General features: G+C 68.9%; 24 protein-coding genes and 1 pseudogene. 9 read left to right on the top strand and 16 right to left on the bottom strand.

From position 1 onward, the window contains the following. Positions 1 to 32: 32 nt before the first annotated feature. Positions 33 to 992 (bottom strand): LysR family transcriptional regulator, encoded by a 960-nt coding sequence (locus tag ACREYQ_RS18590; RefSeq protein ID WP_432261672.1) that lies wholly within the window; start codon positions 990 to 992, stop codon positions 33 to 35. Between the two features lie 113 nt (positions 993 to 1,105). On the opposite strand from ACREYQ_RS18590, the gene ACREYQ_RS18585 reads away from it, so the two are divergent. Both ACREYQ_RS18585 and ACREYQ_RS18580 read left to right on the top strand, forming a co-directional pair. Next, complete coding sequence (locus ACREYQ_RS18585) at positions 1,106 to 2,038, top strand: dihydrodipicolinate synthase family protein (protein WP_432261671.1); 933 nt, start codon at positions 1,106 to 1,108, stop codon at positions 2,036 to 2,038. Between the two features lie 18 nt (positions 2,039 to 2,056). Beyond that, positions 2,057 to 2,272, top strand: a pseudogene (locus ACREYQ_RS18580) (aldehyde dehydrogenase (NADP(+))); the annotation flags it as partial. Between the two features lie 3 nt (positions 2,273 to 2,275). Here the strand turns inward: ACREYQ_RS18580 and ACREYQ_RS18575 are convergent. Then, positions 2,276 to 3,202 (bottom strand): LysR family transcriptional regulator, encoded by a 927-nt coding sequence (locus tag ACREYQ_RS18575; RefSeq protein WP_432261670.1) that lies wholly within the window; start codon positions 3,200 to 3,202, stop codon positions 2,276 to 2,278. A 152-nt stretch (positions 3,203 to 3,354) separates the two neighbouring features. Next, entirely contained in the window at positions 3,355 to 3,840 is a 486-nt protein-coding gene (locus ACREYQ_RS18570; RefSeq protein ID WP_432261669.1) for a SixA phosphatase family protein, read from the bottom strand. Between the two features lie 159 nt (positions 3,841 to 3,999). Here ACREYQ_RS18570 and ACREYQ_RS18565 point away from each other — a divergent pair, with 159 nt between their 5' ends. Continuing rightward, positions 4,000 to 4,656: a dienelactone hydrolase family protein gene (locus ACREYQ_RS18565; RefSeq protein WP_432262587.1), complete on the top strand. Its 657-nt coding sequence runs from the start codon at positions 4,000 to 4,002 to the stop codon at positions 4,654 to 4,656. A 111-nt stretch (positions 4,657 to 4,767) separates the two neighbouring features. Then, entirely contained in the window at positions 4,768 to 5,814 is a 1,047-nt protein-coding gene (locus ACREYQ_RS18560) for a phytoene/squalene synthase family protein (protein WP_432261668.1), read from the top strand. A 15-nt stretch (positions 5,815 to 5,829) separates the two neighbouring features. Here the strand turns inward: ACREYQ_RS18560 and ACREYQ_RS18555 are convergent, their stop codons facing one another. Both ACREYQ_RS18555 and ACREYQ_RS18550 read right to left on the bottom strand, forming a co-directional pair. Beyond that, complete coding sequence (locus tag ACREYQ_RS18555) at positions 5,830 to 7,011, bottom strand: FIST signal transduction protein (protein WP_432261667.1); 1,182 nt, start codon at positions 7,009 to 7,011, stop codon at positions 5,830 to 5,832. A gap of 150 nt (positions 7,012 to 7,161) precedes the next feature. Next, positions 7,162 to 8,148 (bottom strand): Bug family tripartite tricarboxylate transporter substrate binding protein, encoded by a 987-nt coding sequence (locus ACREYQ_RS18550; protein ID WP_432261666.1) that lies wholly within the window; start codon positions 8,146 to 8,148, stop codon positions 7,162 to 7,164. Between the two features lie 189 nt (positions 8,149 to 8,337). Between ACREYQ_RS18550 and ACREYQ_RS18545 the strand changes: the two genes are divergently transcribed. The 3 genes from ACREYQ_RS18545 (at position 8,338) to tcuB (ending at position 11,972) form a co-directional block, all read left to right on the top strand. Beyond that, positions 8,338 to 9,264 (top strand): LysR family transcriptional regulator, encoded by a 927-nt coding sequence (locus tag ACREYQ_RS18545; protein ID WP_432261665.1) that lies wholly within the window; start codon positions 8,338 to 8,340, stop codon positions 9,262 to 9,264. A gap of 112 nt (positions 9,265 to 9,376) precedes the next feature. Then, positions 9,377 to 10,786, top strand: coding sequence for an FAD-dependent tricarballylate dehydrogenase TcuA (gene tcuA, locus ACREYQ_RS18540; RefSeq protein WP_432261664.1), 1,410 nt, complete (start codon positions 9,377 to 9,379; stop codon positions 10,784 to 10,786). Further along, the gene (gene tcuB, locus ACREYQ_RS18535) at positions 10,773 to 11,972 is read left to right on the top strand and encodes a tricarballylate utilization 4Fe-4S protein TcuB (protein WP_432261663.1); all 1,200 of its coding nucleotides are present in this window, start codon (positions 10,773 to 10,775) and stop codon (positions 11,970 to 11,972) included. Before tcuA ends, tcuB begins: the two co-directional genes overlap by 14 nt. Positions 11,973 to 12,063: 91 nt before the next feature. Here the strand turns inward: tcuB and ACREYQ_RS18530 are convergent, their stop codons facing one another. From ACREYQ_RS18530 to ACREYQ_RS18510, 5 genes are all read right to left on the bottom strand, one after another. After that, the gene (locus ACREYQ_RS18530; RefSeq protein WP_432261662.1) at positions 12,064 to 13,071 is read right to left on the bottom strand and encodes a Bug family tripartite tricarboxylate transporter substrate binding protein; all 1,008 of its coding nucleotides are present in this window, start codon (positions 13,069 to 13,071) and stop codon (positions 12,064 to 12,066) included. A gap of 205 nt (positions 13,072 to 13,276) precedes the next feature. Further along, positions 13,277 to 14,008 carry an SDR family NAD(P)-dependent oxidoreductase gene (locus tag ACREYQ_RS18525; protein ID WP_432261661.1) on the bottom strand — a complete coding sequence of 244 codons (732 nt, stop codon included), beginning with the start codon at positions 14,006 to 14,008 and terminating at the stop codon, positions 13,277 to 13,279. A gap of 99 nt (positions 14,009 to 14,107) precedes the next feature. Then, positions 14,108 to 15,310 carry a 3-oxoadipyl-CoA thiolase gene (gene pcaF / locus ACREYQ_RS18520; protein WP_432261660.1) on the bottom strand — a complete coding sequence of 401 codons (1,203 nt, stop codon included), beginning with the start codon at positions 15,308 to 15,310 and terminating at the stop codon, positions 14,108 to 14,110. A 49-nt stretch (positions 15,311 to 15,359) separates the two neighbouring features. Beyond that, positions 15,360 to 16,001, bottom strand: a complete 642-nt coding sequence (locus tag ACREYQ_RS18515; protein ID WP_432261659.1) for a CoA transferase subunit B — start codon at positions 15,999 to 16,001, stop codon at positions 15,360 to 15,362. 24 nt (positions 16,002 to 16,025) lie between these two features. Then, positions 16,026 to 16,688, bottom strand: a complete 663-nt coding sequence (locus ACREYQ_RS18510; RefSeq protein ID WP_432261658.1) for a 3-oxoacid CoA-transferase subunit A — start codon at positions 16,686 to 16,688, stop codon at positions 16,026 to 16,028. 504 nt (positions 16,689 to 17,192) lie between these two features. On the opposite strand from ACREYQ_RS18510, the gene ACREYQ_RS18505 reads away from it, so the two are divergent. Next, positions 17,193 to 17,450: a hypothetical protein gene (locus ACREYQ_RS18505; RefSeq protein WP_432261657.1), complete on the top strand. Its 258-nt coding sequence runs from the start codon at positions 17,193 to 17,195 to the stop codon at positions 17,448 to 17,450. Positions 17,451 to 17,468: 18 nt separating this feature from the next. Here the strand turns inward: ACREYQ_RS18505 and ACREYQ_RS18500 are convergent, their stop codons facing one another. Both ACREYQ_RS18500 and ACREYQ_RS18495 read right to left on the bottom strand, forming a co-directional pair. Further along, positions 17,469 to 20,531 carry an AAA family ATPase gene (locus tag ACREYQ_RS18500; protein WP_432261656.1) on the bottom strand — a complete coding sequence of 1,021 codons (3,063 nt, stop codon included), beginning with the start codon at positions 20,529 to 20,531 and terminating at the stop codon, positions 17,469 to 17,471. After that, positions 20,528 to 21,676: an exonuclease SbcCD subunit D gene (locus ACREYQ_RS18495; protein WP_432261655.1), complete on the bottom strand. Its 1,149-nt coding sequence runs from the start codon at positions 21,674 to 21,676 to the stop codon at positions 20,528 to 20,530. The genes ACREYQ_RS18500 and ACREYQ_RS18495 overlap by 4 nt, the downstream gene beginning before the upstream one ends. 137 nt (positions 21,677 to 21,813) lie before the next feature. Here ACREYQ_RS18495 and ACREYQ_RS18490 point away from each other — a divergent pair, with 137 nt between their 5' ends. Then, the gene (locus ACREYQ_RS18490; protein WP_432261654.1) at positions 21,814 to 22,170 is read left to right on the top strand and encodes a YgiW/YdeI family stress tolerance OB fold protein; all 357 of its coding nucleotides are present in this window, start codon (positions 21,814 to 21,816) and stop codon (positions 22,168 to 22,170) included. A gap of 21 nt (positions 22,171 to 22,191) precedes the next feature. Here ACREYQ_RS18490 and ACREYQ_RS18485 read toward each other — a convergent pair whose 3' ends face one another. From ACREYQ_RS18485 to ACREYQ_RS18470, 4 genes are read right to left on the bottom strand one after another with little or no spacing between them, the layout of a single operon-like run. Continuing rightward, positions 22,192 to 23,556 (bottom strand): sigma 54-interacting transcriptional regulator, encoded by a 1,365-nt coding sequence (locus tag ACREYQ_RS18485; RefSeq protein WP_432261653.1) that lies wholly within the window; start codon positions 23,554 to 23,556, stop codon positions 22,192 to 22,194. A gap of 38 nt (positions 23,557 to 23,594) precedes the next feature. Continuing rightward, a complete protein-coding gene (locus ACREYQ_RS18480; protein ID WP_432261652.1) occupies positions 23,595 to 25,283 on the bottom strand; it encodes a TadG family pilus assembly protein in 1,689 nt (562 codons plus the stop codon). Then, positions 25,280 to 25,654, bottom strand: coding sequence for a DUF3613 domain-containing protein (locus tag ACREYQ_RS18475; RefSeq protein ID WP_432261651.1), 375 nt, complete (start codon positions 25,652 to 25,654; stop codon positions 25,280 to 25,282). The genes ACREYQ_RS18480 and ACREYQ_RS18475 overlap by 4 nt, the downstream gene beginning before the upstream one ends. Beyond that, the gene (locus ACREYQ_RS18470) at positions 25,651 to 26,514 is read right to left on the bottom strand and encodes a pilus assembly protein TadD (protein ID WP_432262586.1); all 864 of its coding nucleotides are present in this window, start codon (positions 26,512 to 26,514) and stop codon (positions 25,651 to 25,653) included. Before ACREYQ_RS18470 ends, ACREYQ_RS18475 begins: the two co-directional genes overlap by 4 nt. Positions 26,515 to 26,520 lie beyond the last annotated feature (6 nt).

Here is a 26,520-nt window from a genome sequence, read left to right as displayed (position 1 = left end):
TTCGCCACTACTGACGTTTTTTGAACTGGCGATCACCTGGAGTTATACGCCACCTGCTCCGCGGCGCGCGGCAAGGCCTTCAGGATCGCGACCAGCTGCCGCGCCGCCGCGGACAAGGCGCCACCGCGCCGCGTCACGATGCCGAAGGTCTGCTGCCGCGACCGCAGCGACACCGGCAGGATGCGCAGCATCTTCTGGCGCACGAACGTCGCCGCCACGCCGGCCGGCAGCAGCGACACCAGCCCCGGGTCGCCCTGCAGCATGGCCACCGTGACCAAGGCTGACGAGGTCGAGACCGCATTGGCCGGGAAGCTCATGCCGGCCAGGTCCAGCTCGCGCTGCAGCAGCGCGTGCATCGGCATATGGCCGGCATAGGTGATCCAGCGATAGCCCGCCAGGTCGGCAAACCCCATCGCACGCGCGCGCGGCGCAGGGTGCGAATGGCCCACCACGACGGCGACCTGCTCGTCGCCCAGCGGGTGGTAGTGATACCGGGCCGGTTCATCGCTGACCAGCGAGCGGCCGATCACCAGGTCGAGGTGGCCGTCATCGAGCAGCCCCAGCAGGCGCAGGCTGGTGTCCTCGATGATCTCCAGCGCCAGTTCCGGCTGCGCCTGGCGCAGCTGCGCCAGCGCCGGCACCAGTAGCTCCGGCACCGCGCCCATGATCACGCCGATGGCCACCCGCCCGCCGCTGCCGGCGCGGATGCCCGCCACCTCCTCGCACATGGCGCCCAGGTCGGCCACCAGCTGCCGTGCATGCCGGATCACGCAATGGCCAAAGGCATTGGGGCGCATGCCGCGCCTGGAGCGCTCGAACAACGGCGCTTCCAGCATGCCCTCCAGTTCCTGCAGCGACTTGCTGGCCGCCGACTGGGTCATCGACATGGCGGCGGCGGCCTGGTGCAGCGAGGGGTGTTCGTCCAGCGCGATCAGCAGCTGCAGCTGCTTCATGCGCAGCCGGCCCGTCAGGGTGTCGAGGGTGGATTTCATGGCCGGGAGCAGTGAGTCGCGAAAGCGATCACCAGATGGAAAGGTTTCAATATACAGCCCGCAAGACGGCTCGTATATTGGCCCGGTCCATGCACAAGCAGCCGGAGCAGACCATGACCCGCACCCCATCCCCCACCGTCTACCGCGGCGTATTCCCGGTAGCGCCCACCATCTTCGACACCCAAGGCGGCCTCGACCTCGACGGCCAGCGCCGTTGCATCGACTTCATGATCGATGCCGGTTCGCACGGCATCTGCATCCTGGCCAACTTCTCCGAGCAGTTCGTGCTGAGCGACGACGAGCGCAACGTGCTGATGAAGACCGTGCTGGAGCATGTGGACGGCCGCGTGCCGGTGATCGTCACCACCACGCATTTCAGCTCGCGCCTGTGCGCCGAGCGCAGCCGCGCGGCGCAGGATGCGGGCGCGGCCATGGTGATGGTGATGCCGCCCTACCACGGCGCCACCATCCGCGTGCCCGAGCGCAGCATCTACGAATTCTTCGCCACGGTCTCGGATGCCATCGACATCCCCATCATGATCCAGGACGCGCCGGTCAGCGGCACCACGCTGAGCGCGCCGTTCCTCGCGCGCATGGCGCGCGAGATCGGCAATGTGTCGTACTTCAAGATCGAAGTGCCGCAGGCTGCGGCCAAGCTGCGCGAACTGATCGAACTGGGCGGCGACGCCATCGTCGGTCCCTGGGACGGCGAAGAGGCCATCACGCTGATGGCCGACCTGGAGGCAGGCGCCACCGGCGCCATGACCGGCGCGGGCTTCCCCGACGGCATCCGCCAGATCCTCGACGCCTGGCAGGCCGGCGACGCCGAACTGGCCGCGCAGCGCTACCAGCAATGGCTGCCGCTGATCAACTACGAAAACCGGCAAGGCTGGCTGGCCACCAGCAAGGTGCTGATGCAGGGAGGCGGCGTGATCGCCTCTGACGCGGTGCGCCACCCGCTGCAGCCGATGCACCCGGCCACCCGCGAAGGCTTGTTGAAGATTGCGCGCCGGCTGGATCCGCTGGTGCTGCGCTGGGCCCGCTGATCTGATCGAAAGGACAAGGCACTGGAGCGCCTAGCGGGACACATCCTGGTCAATGGCTTCGGCACGGGCGTGGAGGTCGGGCATGCGATGGTGCATGGCGGGCCCTGGCCGGCAACCTCGGATGGCCGCGGCACCCCGGTCGGCAGCCTCGCCTTCGCGCGCTTCCTGCGCCCGGACAGCCCGCAGCGCCACGCATGGCGCATCGACGGCAAGCGGCAGGACACGAGCGCCTGAGGCCTACTTCGACAACGCCCGCAAGGCATCGACCAGCAAGCTCATCGATGCCGTCGGCGGGCGGCCCCGCCGCGTGACAATGCCATAGGGCCCCAGCTTGCGCGGCAGGGGCAGCGGCAACACCGCCAGCGCGCCAAGCCGGCCGTAGTAGGCGGCGACCGACTCCGGCAGCACCGCAATCAGCTCGCTGTCGCCCAGCAACGACGTGGTCATCAGCACCGCCGCGGTCTCGATGGTCGACGGCGGCGCCGGCACGCCCGCATCCTCGAAGGAACGATCGATCAGCGCGCGCATCGGGCTGGGGCGCGGCTGCATGATCCACGGGTAGCGCGTCAGTTCCTCGAACGACAGCTTGCGCCGCCGCGCCAGCGGGTGCTGCGGCCCCACCACGATGGCCAGGCCCTCGTCGCCCAGCTGCTCGAACTCCAGCCCGCTGCTGTCCCAGCCGTCCGGCACGCGCCCCAGCACGATATCGAGCTGGTCGCGCTCAAGCTGCGGCATCAGCACGTCGCTGGTCTCCACCTGCACCGCCACCTCCAGCCGCGGATGATCGCGATTGAGCTGGCGGATCACGTCGGCAAGCAGCCCCGGGGTTGGGGCCATCACCGCGCCGACCCGCACGCGGCCGATCTTGCCGGACTCGAGCGCCACCAGCTCGTCGCGCAGCCCGCCCATGTCGGCAAACACCAGCCGCGCATAGCGCGTCGCCGCCAGCCCGAAGCGCGTGGCCCGCAGCCCGCGCGCGTGGCGCTCGAACAGCGGCACGCCGAGCAGCTCTTCCATGTCCTGCAGCATCTTGCTGACCGCGGGCTGCGTCAGCGTCAGTGCTTCCGCGGCCTGGCGCAGCGAACCGCGCTCCTCCACCGCCAGCAGCAAGCGCAGGTGCTGCATTTTCAGGCGGCCGTGGAGGGTGCTGACGGGTGGGATCATGGGTAGGGGCGAAAGGGAATGACGTGAGGGCGGGCCTGGGCCTGCGATCACAAATTCTTATCGCTTCGCACCGGATGGTCAAGCCGGGGCTATCACTGCCATGACCCCTGAGTCCTGGCCTTTTGGTTGCCGCAGCAGCGGCGGGCATTGGCCTACTTCTTCGGCGAGTCCAGCGAGGCTTTCGCCGGGGTGATTTCCCCGACCTCCTTCCACGCCTTCGTGTCGAAGCGGAATGTGGCGACGGCGCAGGTGGGCATGTCGGTGATCTCGCCCGACAAGCGATGCGCGAGGTCGGTGAATTCGGGGTTGTGACCGAACAGCATCACGCTGCCAAGCTTCTTGTCGAGCGCACGAATGACGGCCAGCAGCGCTTCGGCACTGCTGGCGTACAGCCGGTCATCGATCACGATGTCCTGGCGTTCATAGCCGAGCTCGTCGGCGATCAGCTGCGCCGTGGTCAGTGCGCGCACGGCCGGACTCGACACGATCTGGTCGGGCTTCACCTTGCGGCCGGCCAGGCGCCTGCCCATTTCCGGCGCATCGTGCCGGCCACGGTCATCCAGGGGGCGCTCGCGGTCGGGCAGGGACGGATCATCGCGACTTGACTTGGCATGCCGGACGAGAAACAGGGTCTTCATGGGTCCCTCCTGATCCATCGGGATGGTTGTCGATTGCGCACGTCAGGATCCCTGCACACGGCGACTGGCCTCGCCGCCACGCCCGCCCTATAGTGGACTTGGATGGGCGCGATTGCAACGCGAGGCACGTCAACGCACCACCTGTCGGAGGACTGCGCCATGCGGAGCAATTCAGAAGCCATCGAGGTTGTGATCCCCGCCGGCGGCGTGGAGCTGCAAGGCATACTCACGTTGCCGCCCGGCGCAGTCGCATTGGTATTGTTTGCGCACGGCACGGGCAGTTCCCGGCTTAGCCCGCGCAATCGCCATGTGGCCGCGGAGCTCAATCGCTGCGGCATGGCAACGCTGCTGATGGACCTGCTCCTGCCGGAGGAAGACCAGGTGCAGGCCATCCGCTTCGACGTTGAGCTCCTGGCGACACGGCTGGCGCAGGCGACAAGCTGGGTGGCGCGGCAGCAAGCCGTGCCACAGCGGTTCGGCTACTTCGGCGCCAGCGTTGGCGGCGCCGCGTCGATCCGTGCCGCGTGCCAGTCGCCCATCCCGGTACACGCCGTTGTTTCGCGCGGGGGCCGGGTCGACCTGGCGGGCCCCGACGCCCTGGCGAAACTGTCTGCGCCCACCATGCTGATCATCGGCGGGCTGGATCTGAGCGTCCTGGAACGCAATGAGTCGGCCTATGCCCAGCTGACATGCACCAAGAAACTGGTGATCGTGCCCGGCGCCTCCCATTTGTTCGAGGAGCCTGGCGCACTGGAATCGGTCGCTCGCCTGGCGGCGCAGTGGTTTGAGCGTTATCTCGGCAAAGACTCGTCCTGAACACGGCCTGCCATCTGCCCCTGGTGTCGAAGGTACAATGCCCGGGCCCGGCCGGACGGCCGGCCGGGCCATGTCACTTTCGCCAACCTCTCAGGGAACAGGACACCACCCATGCGCGAACCCAGCCGGGCGTTCCTCCTAGGTCCGCTGCTCAAAGGCGTCTCGCGTTCGTTCTACCTCACGCTGCGCGTGCTGCCCGCCCGGATGCGCGATCCGGTCGGCCTGGCGTACCTGCTGGCGCGTGCCGCGGACACGATTGCCGATACCTCGCTGATCCCGCCGCAACGGCGGCTGGCGCTGCTGCTGGCGTTGCGCGACCAGGTCAACGGTGCGACCGCAGACGCGGCGCTGGCCGACAGCATCGCCACAGAGGTGGCGGACCAGCAGGAACAGTCGGATGAGCGCATCCTGCTCGAGTCACTGGGCCCCGCGCTGGCGGTGCTGGCGCAACTGGACGCGGATGACCGGCAAGCGGTACGGCAGATCGTGTCGACCCTGACCGAAGGCATGGAATTCGACCTGCGCACCTTCCCCGACGAGCGCGCCGGCCGCATTGTCGCGCTGCGCGAACCGGAAGCGCTTGACCGCTACACGTATCTGGTCGCCGGATGCGTGGGTGAATTCTGGACCAGCATGACTGCCGCCCACATGCCCGGCGCGATCGGCGAGCCCGATGCCATGCTGCGTCGCGGGGTTCGCTTCGGCAAGGCCTTGCAGATGACCAATGTCCTGCGCGACTGCGGCAAGGACCTGCGCATCGGCCGCTGCTATCTGCCGGCCACGATGCTGCACCAGCACGGCTTGAGCCCGCAGGACCTGCTGCTGCCCGACGCCTCGCTGCGCGCGCGCGCCCTGATGCGCGAACTTGTGCGCAAGACACTGGACCACTTTCACGAGGCGATGGCCTATACGCTGGCCATCCCCCCTCGCTTCATCCGGCTGCGGCTGGCTTGCCTGTGGCCCATCCTGATCGGCATGGAGACCCTGCTGCTGCTGGTGCGCAACGACAACTGGCTGGACTGCGCCCAGGCGTCCAGGGTGCCGCGCGGCCAGGTCTACCGGATCCTTGCGTATTCGCTGCCGATGGTGCTGTCCAACGGCCTGCTGCGCACCTGGTTTGCGCGCCAGGTGCGCAGCATCGATGCCGTCGTCCGCTGACGCCTGCATGCCAGGTCAGTGGCCGGTAAACACCGTCAGCACCCCCGTATAGCCATAGAGGTGATCCCTTGCGATCTCGCCGCCGGCAAAGAAGCCGGCGAGCGGCAGGTCGCCCAGCGCCTGGCGCACGGTCTGGAGCTCGGCATGCGGGGCGCCGAAATGCGGCCCGCCCCTGCCCGCGCAGCTGATATAGAGCGCGCCACGCGCGCTGCCACGGGCCCCGTGATCGATCTCCGAGCGGATTTCGGTGGCGACGCGCACCAGGTCCGCACGCGCCGCGGCGGCATTGCGCTCGCAGAACGCCAGCCGCATGCCGGGCGCGACCATGTCGGCCAGCGCCAGCACGCGGTGCTGCACGTCCAGGCCGATCAGGTGGCGCACCAGCGTATCGGCGCCAAATCGTCCGGGCAGGACCGGGGCATCGTCGGCGGCTGAATTCAGGCCCGCCAGCGTTCCGGAGAGTGCCTCCGCCATGGTCTCCACCGGGGCGTCGCGTTCGACGCCCAGGTCATGCAGGATGCAATCCAGGGCCGGCTTGCCATCCAGTTCGAACAGCAGGTTGTGATCGCTGCGTGTCACGGCGCGCGCCGGCCCGATCGGCTGGCAGCCCTGCGTGACGCGCGAAACCAGCTCCACCTCGGGCCCGAACAAGACGCCCGACAACCCGCCGGAGAAGACGCCATCCGCGATGTGCAAGGTACGGTTGCGCGCGGAGGACAAGCCGCCGAACAGGTAGCCGGTGGCCGTGCGCGCGCTCAGTTCGCGCAGCAGCTCCTGCAGATCCGGTGTGCTGCTCTCGGCATGCACCAGCGCGGTATGGGGAATAAACGCGGAAGACCGTGGCGGCAAAGGCTGGCGCCCCGAGAACAGCTGGAAGGACTCGCGCGGAAACGGCGCCGCCATCAGCACCATGCCGGGCTGGTCGATGTACTCCACGCCGCTGGCCGACACCCCCACGCCGACCGCGCCGATCCAGGACACGCCGGGCCAGTTCTGCTGCAACGCGGCAAGGATGGCCTCGGCGGCCAGCGCATAGTAGTCGCTCAGGTAGCACCAGCCGAGCGTGAGCGGAGGCGGGTGGTCCAGCCGCGCCTGGCGCAGGAAGTCCTGCGTGTCCAGCTGGCGCTGGCAGTCGGCCAGCGCGACCTGCCATTCGACATGGGCCGCGTCGGCGTGAACGAAGGTCAGGTCATGCATGGCATTGCTCCCGGGTCCAGGCTGGCCACATCCATTGGACCCTGGCCGGCAAGGGGTGTTCAGATCCGGGTTCTGGCGGCTGGCCGGCCGCCGCGGGCGCTGCGCACGGTCTCCCGGTGCAGCCAGCGCCGCTTCCGGTGCGCGTGGCCGCTATTCCGCCTTCGCCCCCGAATCCCGCGCCACCTTGCCCCACTTGTCGGTCTCGGCGCGGATAAAGGCGGCAAGCTGCGTCGGCGTCAGGTCGCCCGCGGTCACGCCCTGCTCGTCGAACCGCTTGCGCACCTCCGGCGCCTGCAACAGCCTGGCCAGTTCCGCCGATACGCGCTGTTCGATCGCCGCGGGCGTGCCGCGCGGCGCCATCAGCGCGAACCACGTGGTGACGTCGTAGCCCTTGACGCCGCTCTCCGCCAGCGTCGGCACGCCGGGGTAGGCGCCGGAACGCTTTGCGGTGGTGACCGCCAGCGCCCTGACCTTGCCGCTGCGCACGTGTTGCAAGGCCGACGGGCTGGTCTCGATCGCCATCTGGATCTGGCCTGCGATCAGGTCGGTCATCATCGGCGCGCCGCCCTTGTAGGGCACGTGTGCGATATCGGTGCCCGTCAGCGCGCGGAACAGTTCGCCGGACAAGTGCTCGGTGCTGCCGATGCCGGCCGAGCCGTAGTTGATCTTGCCGGGATGCGCCTTGATATAGGCGATCAGGTCGGGTACGGACTTCACCGGGATTGCAGGATTGACCACCAGCACGTTGGGCGTCAGCGCCACCAGGCCCACCGGATCGAGGTCGCGCGTGAACGCGTAGGGCAGGCTCTTGTAGATGGCCGGCGCCATGGTGTGGGCGACGGTGGCCAGCAGGAAGGTGTAGCCGTCGGCCGGCGCGCGCGCCACGTTGGCCGCGCCGAGGGTGCCGCCGGCGCCGGGGCGGTTGTCCACCACCACCGGCTGCTGCAGCGCCTCGCCCAGCTTCTGGCCGATCGTGCGGGCGAGGTTGTCGGTGGTGCCGCCGCTGGCGAACGGCACGACCAGCGTGATCGGTTTGGTCGGCCAGTTGTCCGCGGCGAACGCGGCGGGCGCGCCCAGCACGGCGCTGCCGGCAAGGCAGGCCACCACGGCGCGGCGCATGCGCGAAACGGTTGTCATGCAGTCTCCTTTGCGGGAAGTCATGTAGTGATCGGATGGCGGTGCGGGCCGCCCGTTTCTGACCGGCGCGACTCTACGCAGGGGCTGGCAAGCGCGCCATCGGGCGGGCGTTAACGGGTCTTCAGGATTCGTGAACCGTGGCAGGTTTTCCGCTACCATGCGGGCAAATTGCAGCAGCGGGGACGCGGCATGGAACTGAGGCAACTGCGCTACTTCATCAGCGTGATCGAGCACGGCAGCATGGGCAAGGCGGCGCTGGAGCTGGGCGTGGTCACGTCCGCGCTGAGCCAGCAGATCAGCCGGCTGGAGAGCGAGCTGTCGACGCGGCTGCTGCAGCGCACTTCCACCGGCGTGGTCGCCACCGACGCCGGGCTGGCCTTCTGGCGCCAGGCCCAGCTGGCGCTGCGCCATATCGACGACGCCGCGCTGGCCGCGCGGCAGGCGCGCCTGTCTGGCCATGTCAGCGTGGGCCTGCCGCCCAGCACCGCGGCAGTGCTGGCACTGCCCTTCATGCAGGCCATGCGCGAGCGCTACCCCGACGTGCGGCTGCGCATGGTGGAGAGCCTGTCCGGCTACCTCGGCAGCATGCTGAGCGCACGCCAGATCGACCTGGCGGTGCTGTTCAGCGAAGAGCCCGCACAGCGCTGGAGCGTGCTGCCGCTGCTCGATGAGCGCCTGTTCGTGATCGGCGCCGAGGGACTGGCGGGCATGCCGCGCGGCGAGCAGACCTCGGTGGCGGCACTGGGCAAGCTGCCGCTGATCCTGCCCAGCGGCTCGCACGGGCTGCGCGCGCTGGTTGCTGCGTGCTTCCGCCAGGCCAGGCGCGAGCCCCAGGTCGTGGCGGAGATCGACGGACTGGCCATCCTGATGGACGCCGTGCGCGGCGGCCTGGGCGCCACCATTCAGCCCGGCGCGGCGCTGGCGCGCAGCCACGGCACGCCCTACCGCAGCATCCTGGTCAGCGACGCAGGCGCCACGCGGCCCAACCTGCTGGTCAGCCTGTGCGACGATGAACTGTCGCCGGCCGGCCTGGCCGCGCGCGTGGTGCTGGCCGACGTCGCCACCACGCTGGTGCGCGAAGGACACTGGCCCGGCGCCACGTTGCGCCCGCGCTGAACCAGGCGCCGCCCGGGCCGGGCTTCACGAAAGCTGAAGCCCCCTTGCCGCCCCCCTGATGGCGCCGCTCAGACTTGCCCGCCAAGATGGCGCCAGCAAGGAGACAATCCCGATGGTCGACGTATTGGTAATTGGCGGCGGCAACGCGGCCCTGTGCGCGGCGCTGATGGCGCGCGAAGCCGGGGCCTCGGTGCAGCTGCTCGAATCCGCGCCGCGCGAGTGGCGCGGCGGCAACTCCCAGCACACGCGCAACCTGCGCTGCATGCACGACGCGCCGCAAGACGTGCTGGTCGACGCCTATCCCGAAGAAGAGTACTGGCAGGACCTGCTCAAGGTCACCGGCGGCATCACCGACGAACACCTGGCGCGGCTGGTGATCCGCGCGTCGTCCACCTGCCGGCCGTGGATGCGCAGGCATGGCGTGCGCTTCCAGCCGCCGCTGTCGGGCGCGTTGCACGTGGCCCGCACCAATGCCTTCTTCATGGGTGGCGGCAAGGCGCTGGTCAATGCGTATTACCGCAGCGCCGAAGCGATGGGCGTGCGGGTCCGCTATGACACCCCGGTGGACGCCATCGAACTGGACGGCGACCGCTTCGTCGCCGCGCGCAGCGGCAGCCAGCGCTTCACCGCGCGCACCTGCGTGCTGGCCGCGGGCGGTTTCGAATCCAACCGCGAATGGCTGCGCGAGGCCTGGGGCCAGAACGAACGCGGCGAATGGCCCGCCGACAACTTCCTGATCCGCGGCACGCGCTTCAACCAGGGCGTGCTGCTGCGCTATATGATCGACGCGGGCGCCGATGCCATCGGCGACCCGTCGCAATCGCACTGCGTCGCCATCGACGCGCGCGCGCCGCTGTACGACGGCGGCATCTGCACGCGCATCGATTGCGTGTCGCTGGGCATCGTGGTCAATCGCGACGCCGGGCGCTTCTACGACGAGGGCGAGGACTTCTGGCCCAAGCGCTACGCCATCTGGGGCCGGCTGGTGGCGCAGCAGCCCGGGCAGATCGGCTATTCGATCATCGACAGCCAGGCCATCGGCCGCTTCATGCCACCGGTGTTTCCCGGCGAGAAGGCCGACACGCTGCCGGAGCTCGCGCGCAAGCTGGGGCTGCCGGAAGCCGCTTTCGTGCAGACCGTGCAGGACTACAACGCCGCCTGCCGCGCCGGCAACTTCGACCACACCGCGCTGGACGACTGCCACACCGAAGGCCTGGCACCGGCCAAGACGCATTGGGCCAGGCCGCTCGACCAGGCGCCGTTCTACGGCTACGCGCTGCGGCCGGGCATTACCTTCACCTACCTGGGCCTCAAGGTCAATGACCGCGCCCAGGTGCACTTTGGCGGCAAGCCAAGCGGGAATCTGTTCGTGGCAGGAGAAATGATGGCCGGCAACGTGCTCGGCAAGGGATACACCGCCGGTGTCGGCATGTCGATCGGCACCGCCTTCGGGCGCATCGCGGGCACGCAGGCTGCGCTGGCGGCAGGCATCGACACGGGAGCAGCCCATGCAGAAGCTTGAAGCCCTGGCACGCGAGGCCGCGCAACTGGCTGGGCAGGGCGCTGCCGCTGCGGCGCCGCAAAGCGGCGTCATCCGCGTGCTGCCGCTGACCGACAACGAAGCCGAAGTCGCCCGGCAGATGCAGATCTGCAATGCCTGCCGCTACTGCGAAGGCTTCTGCGCGGTGTTCCCGGCCATGACCCGCCGGCTGGAATTCGGCAAGGCCGACGTTCACTACCTGGCCAACCTGTGCCACAACTGCGGCGCCTGCTACCACGCCTGCCAGTACGCGCCGCCGCACGACTTCGGCGTCAATGTGCCGCAGGCGATGGCAAAGGTGCGGCTGCAGACGTACAGCGAGTACGCCTGGCCAGCGCCGCTGGGCAAGCTGTACCAGCGCAACGGGCTCACGGTGTCGGTGGCGCTGGCCTTCGGACTGGCGCTGTTCCTGGCGCTGGCCGTCACGCCGGGCGGCGCGCTGTGGCAGGCGCATGCGGGCGGCAATTTCTACGCGGTATTCCCGCACAACACGCTGGCGGCATGGTTCGGCGGGGTGTTCGGCTTTGCCGTGCTGGCGCTTGGCCTGGGCGTGCGCCGCTTCTGGCGCGACGTGTCGGCCGGTACGGCATCGGCGCCCGCCGTGGCCGAGGCGGCCGGGAACGTGCTGGCGCTTACCTATCTCGACGGCGGCCACGGCGACGGCTGCAACGAGGCCAGCGACCGCTTCACGCTGGCACGGCGGCGCTTCCACCATTTCACGTTCTACGGCTTCATGCTGTGCTTTGCGTCGACGGCGGTGGCGACCGGCTACCACTACCTGCTGGGCTGGCATGCGCCCTACCCGGTCACAAGCCTGCCGGTGCTGCTGGGCACCGCCGGCGGCGTGGGCCTGCTGGTGGGCCCGGCCGGCTTGCTGTGGCTGAACCTGCGCCGGCACCCGATGCATGGGGATGCCAGGCAGCGGCCGATGGACCGCGGCTTTATCGCGCTGCTGCTGCTGACCAGCGCCACCGGGCTGGGGTTGCTGGCGGGGCGCGGCACTGCGGCGATGCCGCTGCTGCTGGCGGTCCACCTGGGCGTGGTGATGGCGTTGTTTGCGACGCTGCCTTATGGCAAGTTCGCGCACGGCATCTATCGCAGTGCGGCGCTGCTCAAGTCCGCGATCGAGAAGCGGCAGAAGAACACACTGCAGCTAGGCAGCGATTGAGCGGCGGCGACGCCGGCGGCCACGCATAAGCAAAAAAGCCGGTCCCCGACAGGGACCGGCTTTTCGTGCCATGGCGCAGCCAGGACGTGAATCAATCCACGGTAGCACCCGAAGCCTTCACCACCTTCGCCCACTTGGCCGTTTCCGACTTCATGAACGCGGCCAGCTGGGCCGGCTTTTCCGGGTTGGGTTCCGCACCCTGGTCGGCCATCTGCTTCTTCACTTCCGGCATGGCGAGGATCTTCACCACTTCGGCGTTCAGGCGGTCGACGATGGGCTGCGGCGTGCCGGCGGTGGCGTACAGCGCGAACCACGAGGTGGCTTCATAGCCGGGCACGCCCGATTCGGCCACGGTCGGCACGTTCGGCAGCGCCGGCGAGCGCTTGGCCGAGGTCACGGCGATGGCGCGCAGCTTGCCGGCCTTCACGTGCGGATACGACGACGGCATGTTGTCGAACATCAGGCCGATCTGGTTGCCCAGCAGGTCGTTCACGGCAGGCGCGCTGCCCTTGTAGGGGACGTGCTGGATATGCAGGCCGGTCATCGAGTTGAACAGCTCGCCCGACAGGTGCATCGACGAGCCGCTGCCCGACGAACCGTACGACAGCTTGTCCGGGTTGGCCTTGACGTAGGCGATCAGTTCCTTGATGTTGCTGACCGGCACCTTGGGATTCACCACCACCAGGTTCGGCACCATCGCCACGCGGGAGATCGGCGCGAAGTCCTTGACCGGGTCATACGGCAGCCTGGAATACAGCGACTGGTTGATCGCGTGCGTGCCGATGGTGCCCATGAACAGCGTGTAGCCGTCGCCCGGGGCCTTGGCCGCCAGCGAGGCGCCGATATTGCCGCCCGCGCCCGGACGGTTGTCGACCACCACCGGCTGGCCGAGCGCCTTGCCCAGTTGCAGGCCGACGATACGGGCCAGGATGTCGGTGGTGCCACCGGCCGAGAACGGCACGATCAGGGTGATCGGCTTGGTCGGGTAGCCGCCCTGCGCATGGGCCGCACCGGCAAAGCCGGCGATGGTGGTAGCCAGCGCCACGCCAGCGGCAAGCAGGCGGCGGCGCGTGGTGGAGGTCTGGGAATCTTGTCTCATCGGTAATGCTCCGGTGCTGGATCGTTCCGGCGGTGATTGGGTACCGCGGGGGGTTGTGCTGAATGGCTTGATTGCCGTTCCCGAACGGATGGCGCGCACTGGCGCGCATCCGGTGGGCGGCCCGGCCACGGGCCGCCATGCGTGACGCTTGATTAACGCCTCTTCTTCTTGAATGCTTGAATGCTGGCGGGCCGGCGCGCGGTGCTTACACCGGCGCAACGCCCAGCGTGGTGCCGCCGCACACGTACAGCACCTGGCCGGTGACGAAGCCGTTGTCCGGCGACAGGAAGAACAGCGCGGCGCGCGCCACGTCTTCCGGCGTGCCCATGCGCTTGACCGTGATGCTGGCCAGGATGCGCTTGGTCTGTTCGGCGCCTTCCGGGTTGCTCTTGCGGAACAGTTCGGTGGCGATCGGGCCCGGGGCCACGGCGTTGACGGTGACGCCTTCGCCGCCCAGCTCCATCGCCAGCGTGCGGGTCATGCCGATCAGGCCGGCCTTGGTGGCCGAGTACACCACGCGCTCGGCCTTGCCCAGCGCGGCGCGCGAGGCCATGTTGACGATGCGGCCGAAACCGGCGGCGCGCATCGCGGGCAGGCATGCCTGCGTCAGCAGCAGCGTGGCCTGCAGGTGCAGGCCGCTCACGTAGTCCAGGTCGGCGACGGTCGCGGTATCGGCGGTGCCGGGGCGCGTGGCGCCGGCGTTGTTCACCAGGCGCGTGACGGCGAAGCGCGAGGTCATCTGCGCGGCCACGGCGCGGGTCGCCTCGGCATCGGTCAGGTCGGCCTGGAAGAAAGTCATATTCGGGTGCGACCAGGCCGGTTCGGCGTAGTCGATATTGACCACCTGCGTCACGCCATCGGCCAGCAGCATTTCACAGATGGCGCGGCCGATACCGGAGCTGGCGCCGGTCACGAGCGTGGCGACGGGAAGGGACATCTTTGACTCACTTTCAAGACTACTGCGGACTGGCTCCCTCTCCCGCACGCGGGAGGGGAGCAAACAAGCGGGAGATCATGAAATCACCCGAGCGCGCTCTTAAACCCGCTCGATCACCATCGCAATACCCTGGCCCACGCCGATGCACATCGTGCACAGCGCGAAGCGGCCGCCGGTGCGGTGCAGCTGGTACATCGCGGTGGTGACCAGGCGCGCGCCGCTCATGCCCAGCGGGTGGCCCAGCGCAATCGCGCCGCCGTTCGGGTTGACGCGCTTGTCGTCATCGGCCACGCCCAGTTCACGCAGCACGGCCAGGCCTTGCGCGGCGAACGCTTCGTTAAGCTCGATCACGTCGATCTGGTCCATGGTCATGCCCAGCTGCCTGAGCAGCTTCTGCGACGCCGGTGCCGGGCCGATGCCCATCACGCGCGGCGCCACGCCGGCGGTGGCCATGCCGACGATGCGGGCGCGCGGGGTCAGGCCGTGCTGCTTGAGGCCGGCTTCGCTGGCCAGCAGCAGCGCGCAGGCGCCGTCGTTCACGCCCGAGGCGTTGCCGGCGGTCACGGTGCCGTCAGGACGGACCACGCCGCGCAGCTTGGCCAGCGCTTCCATGCTGGTGGCGCGCGGGTGCTCGTCGCGCTCGACCACGATCGGGTCGCCCTTCTTCTGGGCGATGGTGACCGGGGTGATTTCCTGCGCCAGCGTGCCGTCGGCCTGCGCGCGCGAAGCCTTTTCCTGGCTGCGCAGCGCCATCAGGTCCTGGTCTTCACGGCTGATCTTGTAGTCGGTGGCGACGTTCTCGGCGGTCTCGGGCATCGAGTCCACGCCGTAGGCCGCGCGCATGGCCGGGTTGATAAAGCGCCAGCCGATGGTGGTGTCGAAGATCTGCGCATCGCGCGAGAACGCGCTGGTGGCCTTGCCCATCACGAACGGGGCGCGGCTCATGCTTTCCACGCCGCCGGCGATCATCAGGGTGGCTTCGCCGGCCTTGAGGGCGCGCGCGGCGGTGCCGGTGGCGTCCATGCCGGAGCCGCACAGGCGGTTCAGGGTGGCACCCGGCACTTCCTGCGGCAGGCCGGCCAGCAACGCCGACATGCGCGCCACGTTGCGGTTGTCTTCGCCGGCCTGGTTGGCGTTGCCGTAGATCACGTCATCGATGGCCTTCCAGTCCAGGTTCGGATTGCGGGCCATCAGCGCCTTCAGCGGCACCGCGCCGAGGTCGTCCGCGCGCACCGCGGACAGGCTGCCGCCGTAACGGCCGATGGGGGTGCGGATGGCGTCGCAGATAAAGGCTTCGGTCATGGTGTGTCTCTCTCGTCTTGGTGTGTGTCGTCGCGGGCGCTGGCCCGGCTTATGCGGCTTGCCTGAGCGGCACCCCGGTCAGGCGCTGCAGCTCTTCGAAGCTCAGGCCTTCGACCAGGTCGCGTGCGACCAGCCCATCGGCGGTCACGTCGATGGTCGCAAGGTCAGTGTAGATGCGGGTCACACAGCCGATGCCGGTGAGCGGATAGGTGCACTGCGGCACGATCTTGCTCTCGCCCTGCTTGGTCTGGTGCTCCATCATCACGAACACCTGCTTGGCGCCGATGGCCAGGTCCATCGCACCGCCCACGGCGGGGATGGCGCCGGGCGCGCCGGTGTGCCAGTTGGCCAGGTCACCCTTCTCGGAGACCTGGAACGCACCCAGCACGCAGAAGTCGAGGTGGCCGCCGCGCATCATCGCGAACGAATCGGCGTGATGGAAGTACGAGGCGCCCGGCTTGATCGTCACGGGCTGCTTGCCGGCGTTGATCAGGTCGCCGTCTTCCTCGCCGGGCGCGGGCGCGGGGCCCATGCCGAGCAGGCCGTTCTCGCTGTGCAGCAGGATTTCCCTGTCTGCGGGCAGGTGGTTGCCAACCAGGGTCGGCAGGCCGATACCGAGGTTGACCACGGCACCGTCGGGAATGTCTTTGGCCACGCGGGCGGCCATCTGATCGCGGGTCAGGCGTTGCATCTGGATTCTCCTGTTACCTGTCGCTCAGGCGACCTTGACGACGCGCTTGACGAAAAGACCGGGCGTCACGATGTGTTCGGGGTCCATCTCGCCCAGCGCCACCACGCGGCTCACTTGCACGATGGCGCATTTGGCGGCCATCGCCATGATCGGGCCGAAGTTGCGCGCGGTCTTGCGGTAGGTAAGGTTGCCCCAGCGGTCGGCGGTGTCGGCCTTGATCAGCGCAAAGTCGGCGTGGATCGGGGTCTCGAACACATAACCCTGGCCGTCGATGATGCGCGTTTCCTTGCCTTCGGCCAGCGGCGTGCCGTACGCGGTACGGGTGAAGAAGCCGCCGATGCCGGCGCCGGCGGCGCGGATGCGCTCGGCCAGGTTGCCCTGCGGCACCAGTTCCAGTTCGATCTCGCCCGCGTGGTAGAGCGAATCGAACACGTAGGAATCCGACTGGCGCGGGAACGAGCAGATGATCTTGCGCACGCGCTTGGTCTTGAGCAGCGCGGCCAGCCCGGTGTCGCCGTTGCCGGCGTTGTTGTTGACGATCGTCAGGTCGCGCGCGCCTTGCGCGATCAGTGCGTCGATCAGTTCCGCGGGCATGCCTGCCATGCCGAAACCGCCAATCAGGATGGTGGCGCCGTCGTGGATGCCGGCGACCGCCGCTTCCACCGTGTCGTATAGCTTGTTGATCACTTGCGTTCCAGGTCGGAAGATCCGCCAGGCTACCGGAGCGGGCCGCAAGATGCGGCGCATGAAAGGCTGTCTCCGGTAATCCTGCCGGAAGGATGTTCGTCGCGGCGGGCAGCGTGGGCGCCACCCTTGTGAACGAGTCCAGCAGTCTGCGTGTGGTCTGCTTCTGTGACTATGGACCAGATGTTCGTGGATCGGAACTATCGAGACGACCGAGATGTTCGATATACGAACTTGAATTCGCAGTATGAACAGATTACACCTGCGTATCGGCGACGGTCAAGCCGACCCGGCGGACGGCAAATCAGATTGTGCGATAAGCGCCCATGGGTGACGGGCACGACCCGTCTGTAGGACAGGGCCGACATCACAATCGGCTCGCACTCGATATGGCCCGCGCGCCGCGCGGGCTATTGTGGAATCAGACAAGGCAATGCCCCACAGCAGCCACCGGACCACCCCGCTGAGCAGGCAGCCCTGGCACCAAACAAGAAAGAGGAGCACGTCATGGCCATCGCCCACGTCCCGTTTTCATCCACGCCCCATGCAGCGGCGCTTGCGCGCATCCTGCGTGTCACGCAGCTGGCGTGGGGACTGGACCCGTACAAGGATCGGCCGCAATCCCCCGCGCTTGCCGCGGCAGGCGCCGCCATGCAATCGCGCACGCCCGCGTTGTCACGCCGTGCGCGCCTGGCCCGGGCAGCCGCCCGTGCGTTTGAGGCGCAGGTGATGGCGATTCGCTGCCGACAGGCATGCGTCGGCTGACAGAGACACCACGCCACACTACGCGGGTGCCGCCACCCCCGTCAAAAGCACCCGGCTGCCGCCAACCCCGGGGCGCACCTCCAGCCGCACGTCGATGCGCTCGCGCAACTCCGTGACGTGAGAAATGATCCCGACCAGCCGTCCGGCCTGCTGCAGGTCCAGCAGCGTGCGGATGGCGAAGTCCAGGCTCTCGGGGTCGAGCGTGCCAAAGCCCTCGTCAACAAACAGCGTATCGAGCTGGATGCCGCCCGCGCGCGATTGCACCACATCGGCCAGCCCCAGCGCCAGCGACAGCGACGCGAGGAAGCCCTCGCCGCCTGAAAGCGTATTGGCCGGGCGTGGCGCCCCGGTATCGTGGTCGAACACCTCGATATCCAGTCCGCCCGCGCTGCGCTGGTCCGCCTGCTCGCGCACGCGCTGCAGCACATAGCGGCCGCGGCTCATCGCCAGCAGGCGCGCCGACGCGGCTTCCAGCACCTCGTCGAGCAGCGTGGCCAGCACGAAGCGCTGGAAGGTCATGCGGCGCGGGTTGTTGCCGTTGGCGACTTCGGCCAGGCGGCCCAGCACGGCGAAGCGGGCTTCGATGTCGCGGCCCTGCGCGTCCAGCTGATGCAGGCGCTGCCGGCATTGCAGCAGCGTGTCGCGCGACCGGCCGCGCTCGGCCTGTTGCCGGACCAGGGCTTCCACCGCGGCTGCCGATGCATCCCGCGCTGCGCGCAGGCCGTCCAGGTCCGGTGCGTCCAGCGCTTGCGCGGCGGCCTCGGCGCGCTCGCGCCGATCGACGGCTGTAGCCAGTTGGGTATCGAAAGCGCGCAGCGTCGCGTCGAGCGCCTGCATCGCTTCGTCGCTAAGCTCGGCGGCGGCCTGGGCCGGCTCATCGGCAAAGCCTTGTTGCGCTAGCGACTTCTCGAACGCGGCTTCGGCATCGGTCAAGCCCTTAGTCGCCTGCGCTTGTGCGTGCTGAGCCGAAACCAGTCCGGCCTGGGCCCCGGCTGCGTCCGCCGCGGCCTGGCGTTCGGCCGCCTGCGCGGCGGCCAGCGCTTGCTCCATGGCAGCGAGAGTGGCTTGCGCCTGGCGCAGCGCTTCGCCCAGCGCCACAGGGTCGCGTGAATCCTCGGGGACCTGCGCGCTGTTGGCCTGCCATTCGCCACGGCAGTGGGCCAGCGCCTGCGCGGCGGCATCGGCTGCGGCGGCGGCATCGCGGTGGGCGGTTTGCGCAGTGGCGAGCGCCGTGCGGCAAGCGGCAATCGCCGCTTCGCGTTGCGCGACACTTGCCGCCGCCTGCCGGCCTTCGGCCAGTGCCGCTTCCAGCGAATTGATCTCCGCGCTCAGGTTGCGCGCGGCCTCCTCGCCGACATCGGCCAATACCTCGGCCAGCTCGTCGAGCCGCTCACGCGCCTGCGTGATGGCTGCCTGCGCGGCCTGCTGCTGGCCAGCGCAGCGCACGGCATGGGACTCGGCTTCCAGCGCAGCGCGACGCGCTGCCTCCAGTGCCTGGTCTGACAGCGGTTCCGCCACGTGTTGCGCCGGCACCGGATGCGCAGTGCTGCCGCATACGGGGCAGGCATCGCCCGCGGCAAGGCTTGCGGCCAGGCGCGCGGCCTGCCCGGCGCGCCAAACGGATTCTGCATCGGCCAGCTCGGTGCGACAGCGGTCGCGCCGGCGCAGCGCCTGCTGTTCGGCTGCTGCGCAGCTGGCAGCCTGCGCGTTCGCGGCTTCCAGCGCGTGCGCCGCTTGCCGATACCGTTCAAAATGCCGCGCGCGCTCCTGCAGCGCGGCCAGCTGTAGCGCCGTCGCCTGCGCCTGCGCGGCGGCAAGCTGTGCCTGCGCCAGCGCCGACTCCGCGGCCACGGCATCGGCTTGCCGCGTGGCAAGCTGTGCGGCGGCACGTTCGCGCGCGGCGGCTGCGGCGGCCTGCTTTGCCCCGGCCGCCTGCAACGCGCCCAGCAATGCGCCCAGCTGTTGCGCGCGTGGCAGCATGGCTTCCAGTTGGGAAATGCGCCGCTGTGCTTGCTGGCGTGCGTCAGTGCGTTCCGCTTGCGCCTGCAAGGCCGCCGCCGCTTGCGCGGCCCGTTGCGTGGCACGCTCCGCCTGTTCGCTCGCCTGCGCCAGGGCAGCCGCGCTGCCTGCCTGGTCACGCTGCGCGGCTTGCCATGCCTGCAAGGCCGGACTGACCCGTGCGGCGCGTTGCGCCCCGTCCAGGCGGGCGCGCTCGCTGTCCATGGCTGGCTGCCGCGCCAGCAGCGCCGCATGCGCGGCCTGCGCCTGCTGGCGTTCCTGCAAGCGCGCCGCCACCTGCTCTGCGGCGCCCAGCGCCGTCTGGGCTGTGGCCAGCGCCGTGCGCGCGCCTTGTTCCTGCCCTTGCAGCGCCAGCAACTCGGCCTGCAGCGCCTCGATCCCCTCCGCAAGCGCCTGCGCCGACGCCACGCCAGCTTGCCGCAACGCTTCGTCGCGCTGGATGGCGATGCGCTCGGCATCGCGGCGGATGCCGGCGGCCTCGGCCTTCAGCAGCTCTTCCACGCGGCGGTACAGCTCGGTGCGGAACAGCCGCTCCAGAATGGCCTGCCGCGCCTGCGAGCTGGCGGTCAGCAATTCACGGAAACGGCCCTGCGGCAGCACGATCACCTGGCGGAACTGGGCGCTGTCGAAGCCCAGCAGGTCGCGCACGGCATCGCTGACCTTGCCCGGCTGGCTGGCCTTGCTGACCCAATCGTTGCCGTCGTGCAGGTCCAGCTGCGCCTTGGCCGGCTCGGTCACCCAGCCCTCGCCGCGCTGTTTGGGCCGCTCCTGCACGGGCGAGCGCACCACGCGCCAGCGCTGCGCGCCAAGGCCGAACTCCAGCGTCACCTCGGTGCGCAGCGCCGGCGCGGCGTTGGCGCTGCGCATGGCCTGCGCACTGCGCTCGCCGCCGGAGGTATCGCCGTACAGCGCAAAGCAGATCGCATCGAGCAGCGTGGTCTTGCCCGCGCCGGTGGGGCCGTGGATCAGCACGAAGGCCTGTTCGCCCAGCCGCGTGAAATCGACCTGCTCGGTCGCGGCAAAGGGACCGAAGGCCTGGAGCGTCAAATGCAGCGGTCTCATGCCGACTCCCTGTCCGCGGCGGCGATACCGGTCAGCACTTGGTCCAGCACCGCGCGCTGGTCCGGGTCCAGCTCGGCATCCGCCACTTCGCGGAAGAAGTTGGCAAACAGCTCGCCGGTTCCCAGTTGCCGCAGCTTGCGCCCGGCCTCCGAAGCCGTGCCGGTGCGCGCCAGCACCGTGCGCTCGATCGCCAGCGCGTTGGGATAGACCTGGCGCAGCCGGGCCATCGGGTCCAGCAGCGCGCCGGTATCGGTGAGCCGCGCGTGGATGTAGTCATCGCATTGCGGATCATCGGCGCCCGCGGCCAGCACCTGTGCCAGTTCGCCTTCCACCACCCGCACGTCGCGCAGCGCCTGCAGCGCCACCGGCGTGATGGTGACGGCCCCGTCCGCACCCAGTTCGATGCGCGACACCGACTTGTCGTGCGCGCACTCTGACAGCGAATACTTCAGCAGCGAGCCCGCATAGTGGATGCGCCCGCCGCCCAGCGTCTGCGGCCGGTGCAGATGGCCCAGCGCGACCAGGTCGAAGCCGGCAAACAGGTCCGCGGCCACCGCGCCGCTGCCGCCGACCGACAGCGGGCGTTCCGATTCGCTCGCCGCGCCGCCCACGACGAAGGCGTGGCCCACTACCACGGCGCGCACGCCCGGCGGATGCACCGCGCGGATGGCGTCGAGCTGCGCGCGCAGTGCGGCCTCATGCGACAGCAGCTCGGCGCCCATCGCATCGCGCACCACGGCGGGCTCGGCATACGGCAGCGCGTAAATGCGCACTTCGCCATGCGCGTCGTGCAAGCTCACGCAACTGGCCTGCGCCAGCGTGCGGCCGGCCACGTGCAAACCTTGCGCGCGCATCAGCCGTGCACCGAACTCCAGCCGCTGCGCGCTGTCATGGTTGCCCGCGATCATCACCACCGGCACGCCGGCGTCGATGACGATGCGGCCCAGCACGTCATCGAGCAAGGCCACCGCCTCGGGCGGCGGCACGGCGCGGTCGTAGACGTCGCCGGCGATCAGCACGGCATTGGGGCGCTCGGTGCGGACCAGTTCGACAAACTGGTTGAGGATATGGGCCTGGTCTTCCAGCAGGCTGCGCGCATGGAAGAGCCGGCCGAGATGCCAGTCGGCGGTGTGAAGAAAACGCAATCCGGGGTCCGGTTGAGGAAAGGGCGAAACCCGCATCATAATGCTTCGCGACCTGCCCAGCCGTTCAGCAGCGGTTAAGGCGCGCGCGCGCATCATGCCTGCAGTCGCCCCCAGATTGACATTCACGGAGAACGCACATGAAACGCATCCTGACCACCACCGCCCTGGCGCTCGCGCTTGGCTTCGCCGCTGCCGGCGCCAGCGCCCAGTACACCGGCCCCTCCACGGTGCCCGCCATGACCGTCAAGGCGCTGCAGGCCGATGGCAAGGACGACCAGCCCGCCGTGCTGCGCGGCAAGATCGTCAGCAGCGTCGGCCACGAGCGCTACCTGTTCTCGGACGGCACCGGCCAGATGCAGGTGAAGATCAAGGCCAGGCTCTGGCCCGCACAGAAGCCGGTGGATGCGCAAACCACCGTCGAGCTGGTCGGCGAATACGACAAGGAGCTGATCGGCGAATCGCACTTCGACGTGAAGGAGATCCGCCTGCAGTGAGGCGTGTCCGGATGCGCGCGCTCAGACCGGCTCGGCCTCGCTGTCGGCGATCTGGTACTTGCGCATCTTTTCCCACAGCACCTTGCGGCTGATGCCCAGGCTGGCCGCCGTGTCCTGACGCCGCCAGCCATTGGCATCGAGCGCGGCCAGGATGCGGCGGCGTTCTTCCGTATCCGCGCGCAGGTCGGTGCGCTCGCCGCCATCGAACGCCCCCGGATGAAGCGAGCGAAACAGCGGCCGGATACGCTCCTCATCCCAATGACCGGTCTGCTGCACGGTAATGCCCACGCGCTCGGCCAGATTGCGCAGCTCGCGCACGTTGCCGGTGAAGTAGGCGGTGCCGACCGCGCCCTTGAGCCAGTCCGGCAGCGGCGGCAGCGCGTCGAAGCCGGACGCCCCCAGCATATGGCGCAGGAACGACTGCAGCAGCGCCACCTTGTCGGCCTGGCCGCGCTCTTCCAGGCTGGGGATGCGCATCTCGATCACGGCCAGGCGGAAGAACAGGTCGGCACGGAACCGCCCCTGCCGCACCGCATCGCGCAGGTCCTTGTTGGTGGCCGCGACCAGCCGGAAATCCAGCTTGACCGCCAGCGTCGAGCCCAGCCGCGTGATCACGTTCTCTTCCAGCACGCGCAGCAGCTTGACCTGCTGGAACAGCGGCAGGTCGCCGATTTCATCGAGAAACAGCGTGCCGCCGTTGGCCTGCTCAAAGTAGCCACGGTGCGCGAACGAGGCGCCGGTGAAGGCGCCCTTGGCATGGCCGAAGAACTGCGATTCGAACAGCCCGTCCGGAATCGCGCCGCAGTTGACCGCAACGAACGGGCCCTTGCCATAGGTGCCGTTGCGGTCGTGGAACAGGCGCGCGATACGCTCCTTGCCCGCGCCGGTCTCGCCGTACAGCATCACGTTGCTGCCGAAGTCGGCGAAGGTTTCCACGTGCTGCAGCAGCTGGCGCATCGCCGGCGAGCCTGCCACCAGGTCGGCCTCGCGCTCGCCGGGCGCGTCCGTGGCCAGCAGCTGCGGCAGCAGCTTGCCGATCTGGCTGCGCAAGTCCGCACCGGTGAAGTCATCGGCGAGGATATGCGCGTACTCCGGTGGAAAACGGCCGGGATCGGTCTCGCGGCCGGGTCCGGCCACCCAGATCACCGGCATCCCATGCGCGGCCTCCCAGTCCAGCGAGAAGCGCGCCGCGCCGATCACCGATACGCTGATCACGGCGATGCAGGGCTTCAGGCGCGGCTCGGCGGGCAGGGCTTCGAGCGCGCCGGCGCGGACCACGTCCACGCCCAGCGGCGCCAGGAAACGCGTGACGCGGTCGGCAATTTCGTACTTGCCTTCCCACACGTAGACTTCAAGGTTTTCGTAGGCCCAGCGGTCTGTCTTCATTCGATTTCTGCCATCAGGCGGTTTGGCGCTTCCATGGCTCAGTACACCAGTTCGGCATTGTTGCAGTCGATGCTGTGGACCCAGAGATCGGCGCTGCCGAGCTGGATGCCCAGGCTGGCGAGCAGCGGTGGGATCAGCGCGTCAAGCGCTGCCCCGACCGGCGCGAGTAACGGGCCAAGGTCAATGGGCAGGCTAAGGATGCCCAGCAGCCTGGTCCGCACCTTCAGGGCCAGCACTTGCGAGAACAACCCGCCAAACGGGTCGGTGGCGCCAACCTGGGTGTGCCCGCCCGGTGCCAGCGTGACGTCCTGGCCAGCGGTGTTGCCATAGCGTGGCGCGTCTGTGGCAATCACGTCCGCAATGCCGACCCCGAAGACCTTGGTCTGGCCGAGCACGACGTCGCTGCCCGTGCAGCCGCCGGTCATGCACGCCGTGACGAGACCGCTCTTTACATGCATGGTGGCACGACGGTCCGCAGGACTTGCCGCGCATTGCAGCTTGGTCAGGTCGGCAGTGGCACTGGCCACGTCGAGATAGAGCGGCACGTTCAGGTTGGCGTCCAGCACCGGTTTCAGGATGTCGGCAGAAATCTGGAGCATCAGGGTCAGTTTCACCTGGGACGAGCTTGCCGTCGTCTGCCAGGTGTCCGGGTTGCTGGAAAGCTGCCGCGCCGGACCAGCCGCCGTCACCGGCGGCTGGATCACGCGCAGGCTGGCACTGATCCCCCCCAGACCGAGCGGCAGATTGGGTATGTTCAGCGGCAGGGCGAGTGCCGTGTCCCCTCGCGCCACCTGCGCGCCGGCCAGCAGCAGTTGGGCCACATTCAGGCCCACTTCCACCGCCGATGATGCCGCAGGCGCCATCACGCCAAGATCAAGCAGCCTGGCCAGTGACACCGTCGCCGCCGCCCCGCTGGCACCAAGCGCGGTAGGCGGGCTGCCCAGCATCGTCGTCAGCAGCCCGTCGCGGCCGGCCGCGCCAAGCACCAGTGCGTAAAAATCGCGCAGGTTCAACGAGGTATTCAGCAACTGGTCCACCGTGCCGACATTGGCTTTGAGCCGCAGCTGATCCAGCGTCACCGTGGTATTGACCAGTCCCTGCCAGTCCACCAACGACAAACTCACCGTATTGCCCAGTAGCACACTCAACATGCTGTTGGCCGTGGAAACGTCCAATAACCCCGTGCCCAGCGAAAACGCCGCCACCGGCGGACTGCCGCTGGCTATCGATTCCGCAAAAAGCTGGCGTCCGCTGCCGCCGTCGATCACGAACAGGATCGGCACCGTCTGCGTGGCCTGCACGCGCACGGCGTTGGGCGAGACCGTGGTTGGGTCATATGTAGCGCTGAAATGCCTGGGGCCGCTGGTTGCGGGATCCCACACGCCAAGGCAGGCGCTCATGGCATCCGCAGCGCCGCCGGCGGCGTCGCCGCAACCCATTGCAATGCCTGACGGATAGCCGTTTTTCGCACCGATATTGCTGACCGTGCCCAGCACGGCGCCGTTGAGATTCGCCGCACTATCCGCCCGCTTGAGCTGCTGCGCCGCCGACATCGCCGCCAGGTCCACCATGTTCTGCAGCTGCCGCTGGCGCATGAACACATGCCCCACGTCGATCGACACCAGCGCGGCAATCGCCACGGTGCCGATCAGCAGCGCCGCCATCACGCTGACGGCGCCACGCGCGGATCGGTGTGCCCTGCGCAGACGCGACTGTCGCAAGCTCATTTCCCGCCCATCATCTGGCCCGCGGAGCCGGAGCGCGCGGTGCTGGCGTTGGCCTGCCCCGTGTAGAACTCCGGCAGCGCGAAGCGGAAGCTGTTCATATAGCGCTCATAGCCCAGCGCGGCCAGCTCGCCGTGCATCGGCAGCATCGGTCCGGCCTGCGTGCCCTCGCGCTGGATCGCGAGGATGGCGCGTGTGTCAGCGCCGATCTCGCGCTGCGCGGGACGGCCCTGCGGCATGCCGGAGGAAGTGGCGGCAGGCGCTTCCGTCACCGTGCCGCCGGTCTGCGCGTGTGCAAGCGGCGCCAGCGCCGACAGGGCAAGCGCCGCGCACAGGGCGCGCTTGCGGATAACAGTAGGGAGATTGGCTGTCATGGGGTAGCGCCCTCTTGTGCGGCGACGGCGATTGGCTTGGCGACGACCGCCACGGCAGTGGCCGGGGCGGACATCGGCTTCGGCTGGCCCGAGCGTGCCGCGGCGCGGTCGCGCGTGGCGGTGGCGCGGGCGATGCGGTCGGCTTCCTTGCGAATGGCGTTGCGTGTGGCCTCCGGCAGCGCGGCCTTCTGCATCATGGCGTTGGCCTGCGCGCGCTTGCCGTCGGCCATCAGCCACACCACGGCATTGCTGATCAGGCGCGGGTTGCGCGCATCGAGCTCCAGCGCCTGCATCACCGGCACGCGCGCGTCCTGCAGCGCGCCGGCGCGCATCAGCGCGTAGCCCAGGTCGCTGGCGATGCGCGCGTTGACCGGGTCCAGCGTGGCGGCCTCGCGCAGCTCCGTGACAGCGCGCGCAAAATCATCCTGGCGCCCGGCCAGCAGGCCAAGCCCGTGGTGCGCATGGGCGGCGTCCGCGCCCTGGGCGCTGGCCGCCAGCTTCTGGTAGGCCTCGGTGGCGGCCTTGTCCTGCCCGGTCTCGCGCAGCGCATCGGCGCGCATCACCTGGATTTCCGGTCCGGCGCCGAAGCGCTGCACATAGACCTCGATATGCGCGAGCGAGGCAAAGTAGAGCCCGTCCTGCTGCATCTTGCGGATCAGCCCCAGGTAGACCGCCTGCTCGCTGTATTCGGCGCGGGCGGTCTTGTCGCGCAGCCTGGCCAGTTCCACCTGGGCCTCGGCCTGCTCATGCATGGCCGCGGCCCCGTTGTTGCTGGCGGCACAGCCGGACAGCGCCGCCAGCAGCAGGCACGCCGCCGGTTTGCAGATCCGGCCCAGTGCCTGGCCGGTTGAGCGCGCTATAGCGCC

The sequence above is a fragment of the Cupriavidus sp. TMH.W2 genome (assembly GCF_050847365.1).
Lineage (GTDB): Bacteria > Pseudomonadota > Gammaproteobacteria > Burkholderiales > Burkholderiaceae > Cupriavidus.
The sequence above is the reverse complement of the archived record's forward strand: the minus strand, read 5'-3'. Positions and strand labels throughout refer to the sequence as shown.

Excerpts from the sequence above, each read along its gene's own strand:
- ACREYQ_RS18590 (WP_432261672.1), bottom strand. The coding sequence starts at position 992 with ATGAAATCCACCCTCGACACCCTGACGGGCCGGCTGCGCATGAAGCAG.
- ACREYQ_RS18585 (WP_432261671.1), top strand. The coding sequence starts at position 1,106 with ATGACCCGCACCCCATCCCCCACCGTCTACCGCGGCGTATTCCCGGTA.
- ACREYQ_RS18575 (WP_432261670.1), bottom strand. The coding sequence starts at position 3,202 with ATGATCCCACCCGTCAGCACCCTCCACGGCCGCCTGAAAATGCAGCAC.
- ACREYQ_RS18570 (WP_432261669.1), bottom strand. The coding sequence starts at position 3,840 with ATGAAGACCCTGTTTCTCGTCCGGCATGCCAAGTCAAGTCGCGATGAT.
- ACREYQ_RS18565 (WP_432262587.1), top strand. The coding sequence starts at position 4,000 with ATGCGGAGCAATTCAGAAGCCATCGAGGTTGTGATCCCCGCCGGCGGC.
- ACREYQ_RS18560 (WP_432261668.1), top strand. The coding sequence starts at position 4,768 with ATGCGCGAACCCAGCCGGGCGTTCCTCCTAGGTCCGCTGCTCAAAGGC.
- ACREYQ_RS18555 (WP_432261667.1), bottom strand. The coding sequence starts at position 7,011 with ATGCATGACCTGACCTTCGTTCACGCCGACGCGGCCCATGTCGAATGG.
- ACREYQ_RS18550 (WP_432261666.1), bottom strand. The coding sequence starts at position 8,148 with ATGACAACCGTTTCGCGCATGCGCCGCGCCGTGGTGGCCTGCCTTGCC.
- ACREYQ_RS18545 (WP_432261665.1), top strand. The coding sequence starts at position 8,338 with ATGGAACTGAGGCAACTGCGCTACTTCATCAGCGTGATCGAGCACGGC.
- tcuA (WP_432261664.1), top strand. The coding sequence starts at position 9,377 with ATGGTCGACGTATTGGTAATTGGCGGCGGCAACGCGGCCCTGTGCGCG.
- tcuB (WP_432261663.1), top strand. The coding sequence starts at position 10,773 with ATGCAGAAGCTTGAAGCCCTGGCACGCGAGGCCGCGCAACTGGCTGGG.
- ACREYQ_RS18530 (WP_432261662.1), bottom strand. The coding sequence starts at position 13,071 with ATGAGACAAGATTCCCAGACCTCCACCACGCGCCGCCGCCTGCTTGCC.
- ACREYQ_RS18525 (WP_432261661.1), bottom strand. The coding sequence starts at position 14,008 with ATGTCCCTTCCCGTCGCCACGCTCGTGACCGGCGCCAGCTCCGGTATC.
- pcaF (WP_432261660.1), bottom strand. The coding sequence starts at position 15,310 with ATGACCGAAGCCTTTATCTGCGACGCCATCCGCACCCCCATCGGCCGT.
- ACREYQ_RS18515 (WP_432261659.1), bottom strand. The coding sequence starts at position 16,001 with ATGCAACGCCTGACCCGCGATCAGATGGCCGCCCGCGTGGCCAAAGAC.
- ACREYQ_RS18505 (WP_432261657.1), top strand. The coding sequence starts at position 17,193 with ATGGCCATCGCCCACGTCCCGTTTTCATCCACGCCCCATGCAGCGGCG.
- ACREYQ_RS18500 (WP_432261656.1), bottom strand. The coding sequence starts at position 20,531 with ATGAGACCGCTGCATTTGACGCTCCAGGCCTTCGGTCCCTTTGCCGCG.
- ACREYQ_RS18490 (WP_432261654.1), top strand. The coding sequence starts at position 21,814 with ATGAAACGCATCCTGACCACCACCGCCCTGGCGCTCGCGCTTGGCTTC.
- ACREYQ_RS18485 (WP_432261653.1), bottom strand. The coding sequence starts at position 23,556 with ATGAAGACAGACCGCTGGGCCTACGAAAACCTTGAAGTCTACGTGTGG.
- ACREYQ_RS18480 (WP_432261652.1), bottom strand. The coding sequence starts at position 25,283 with ATGAGCTTGCGACAGTCGCGTCTGCGCAGGGCACACCGATCCGCGCGT.
- ACREYQ_RS18475 (WP_432261651.1), bottom strand. The coding sequence starts at position 25,654 with ATGACAGCCAATCTCCCTACTGTTATCCGCAAGCGCGCCCTGTGCGCG.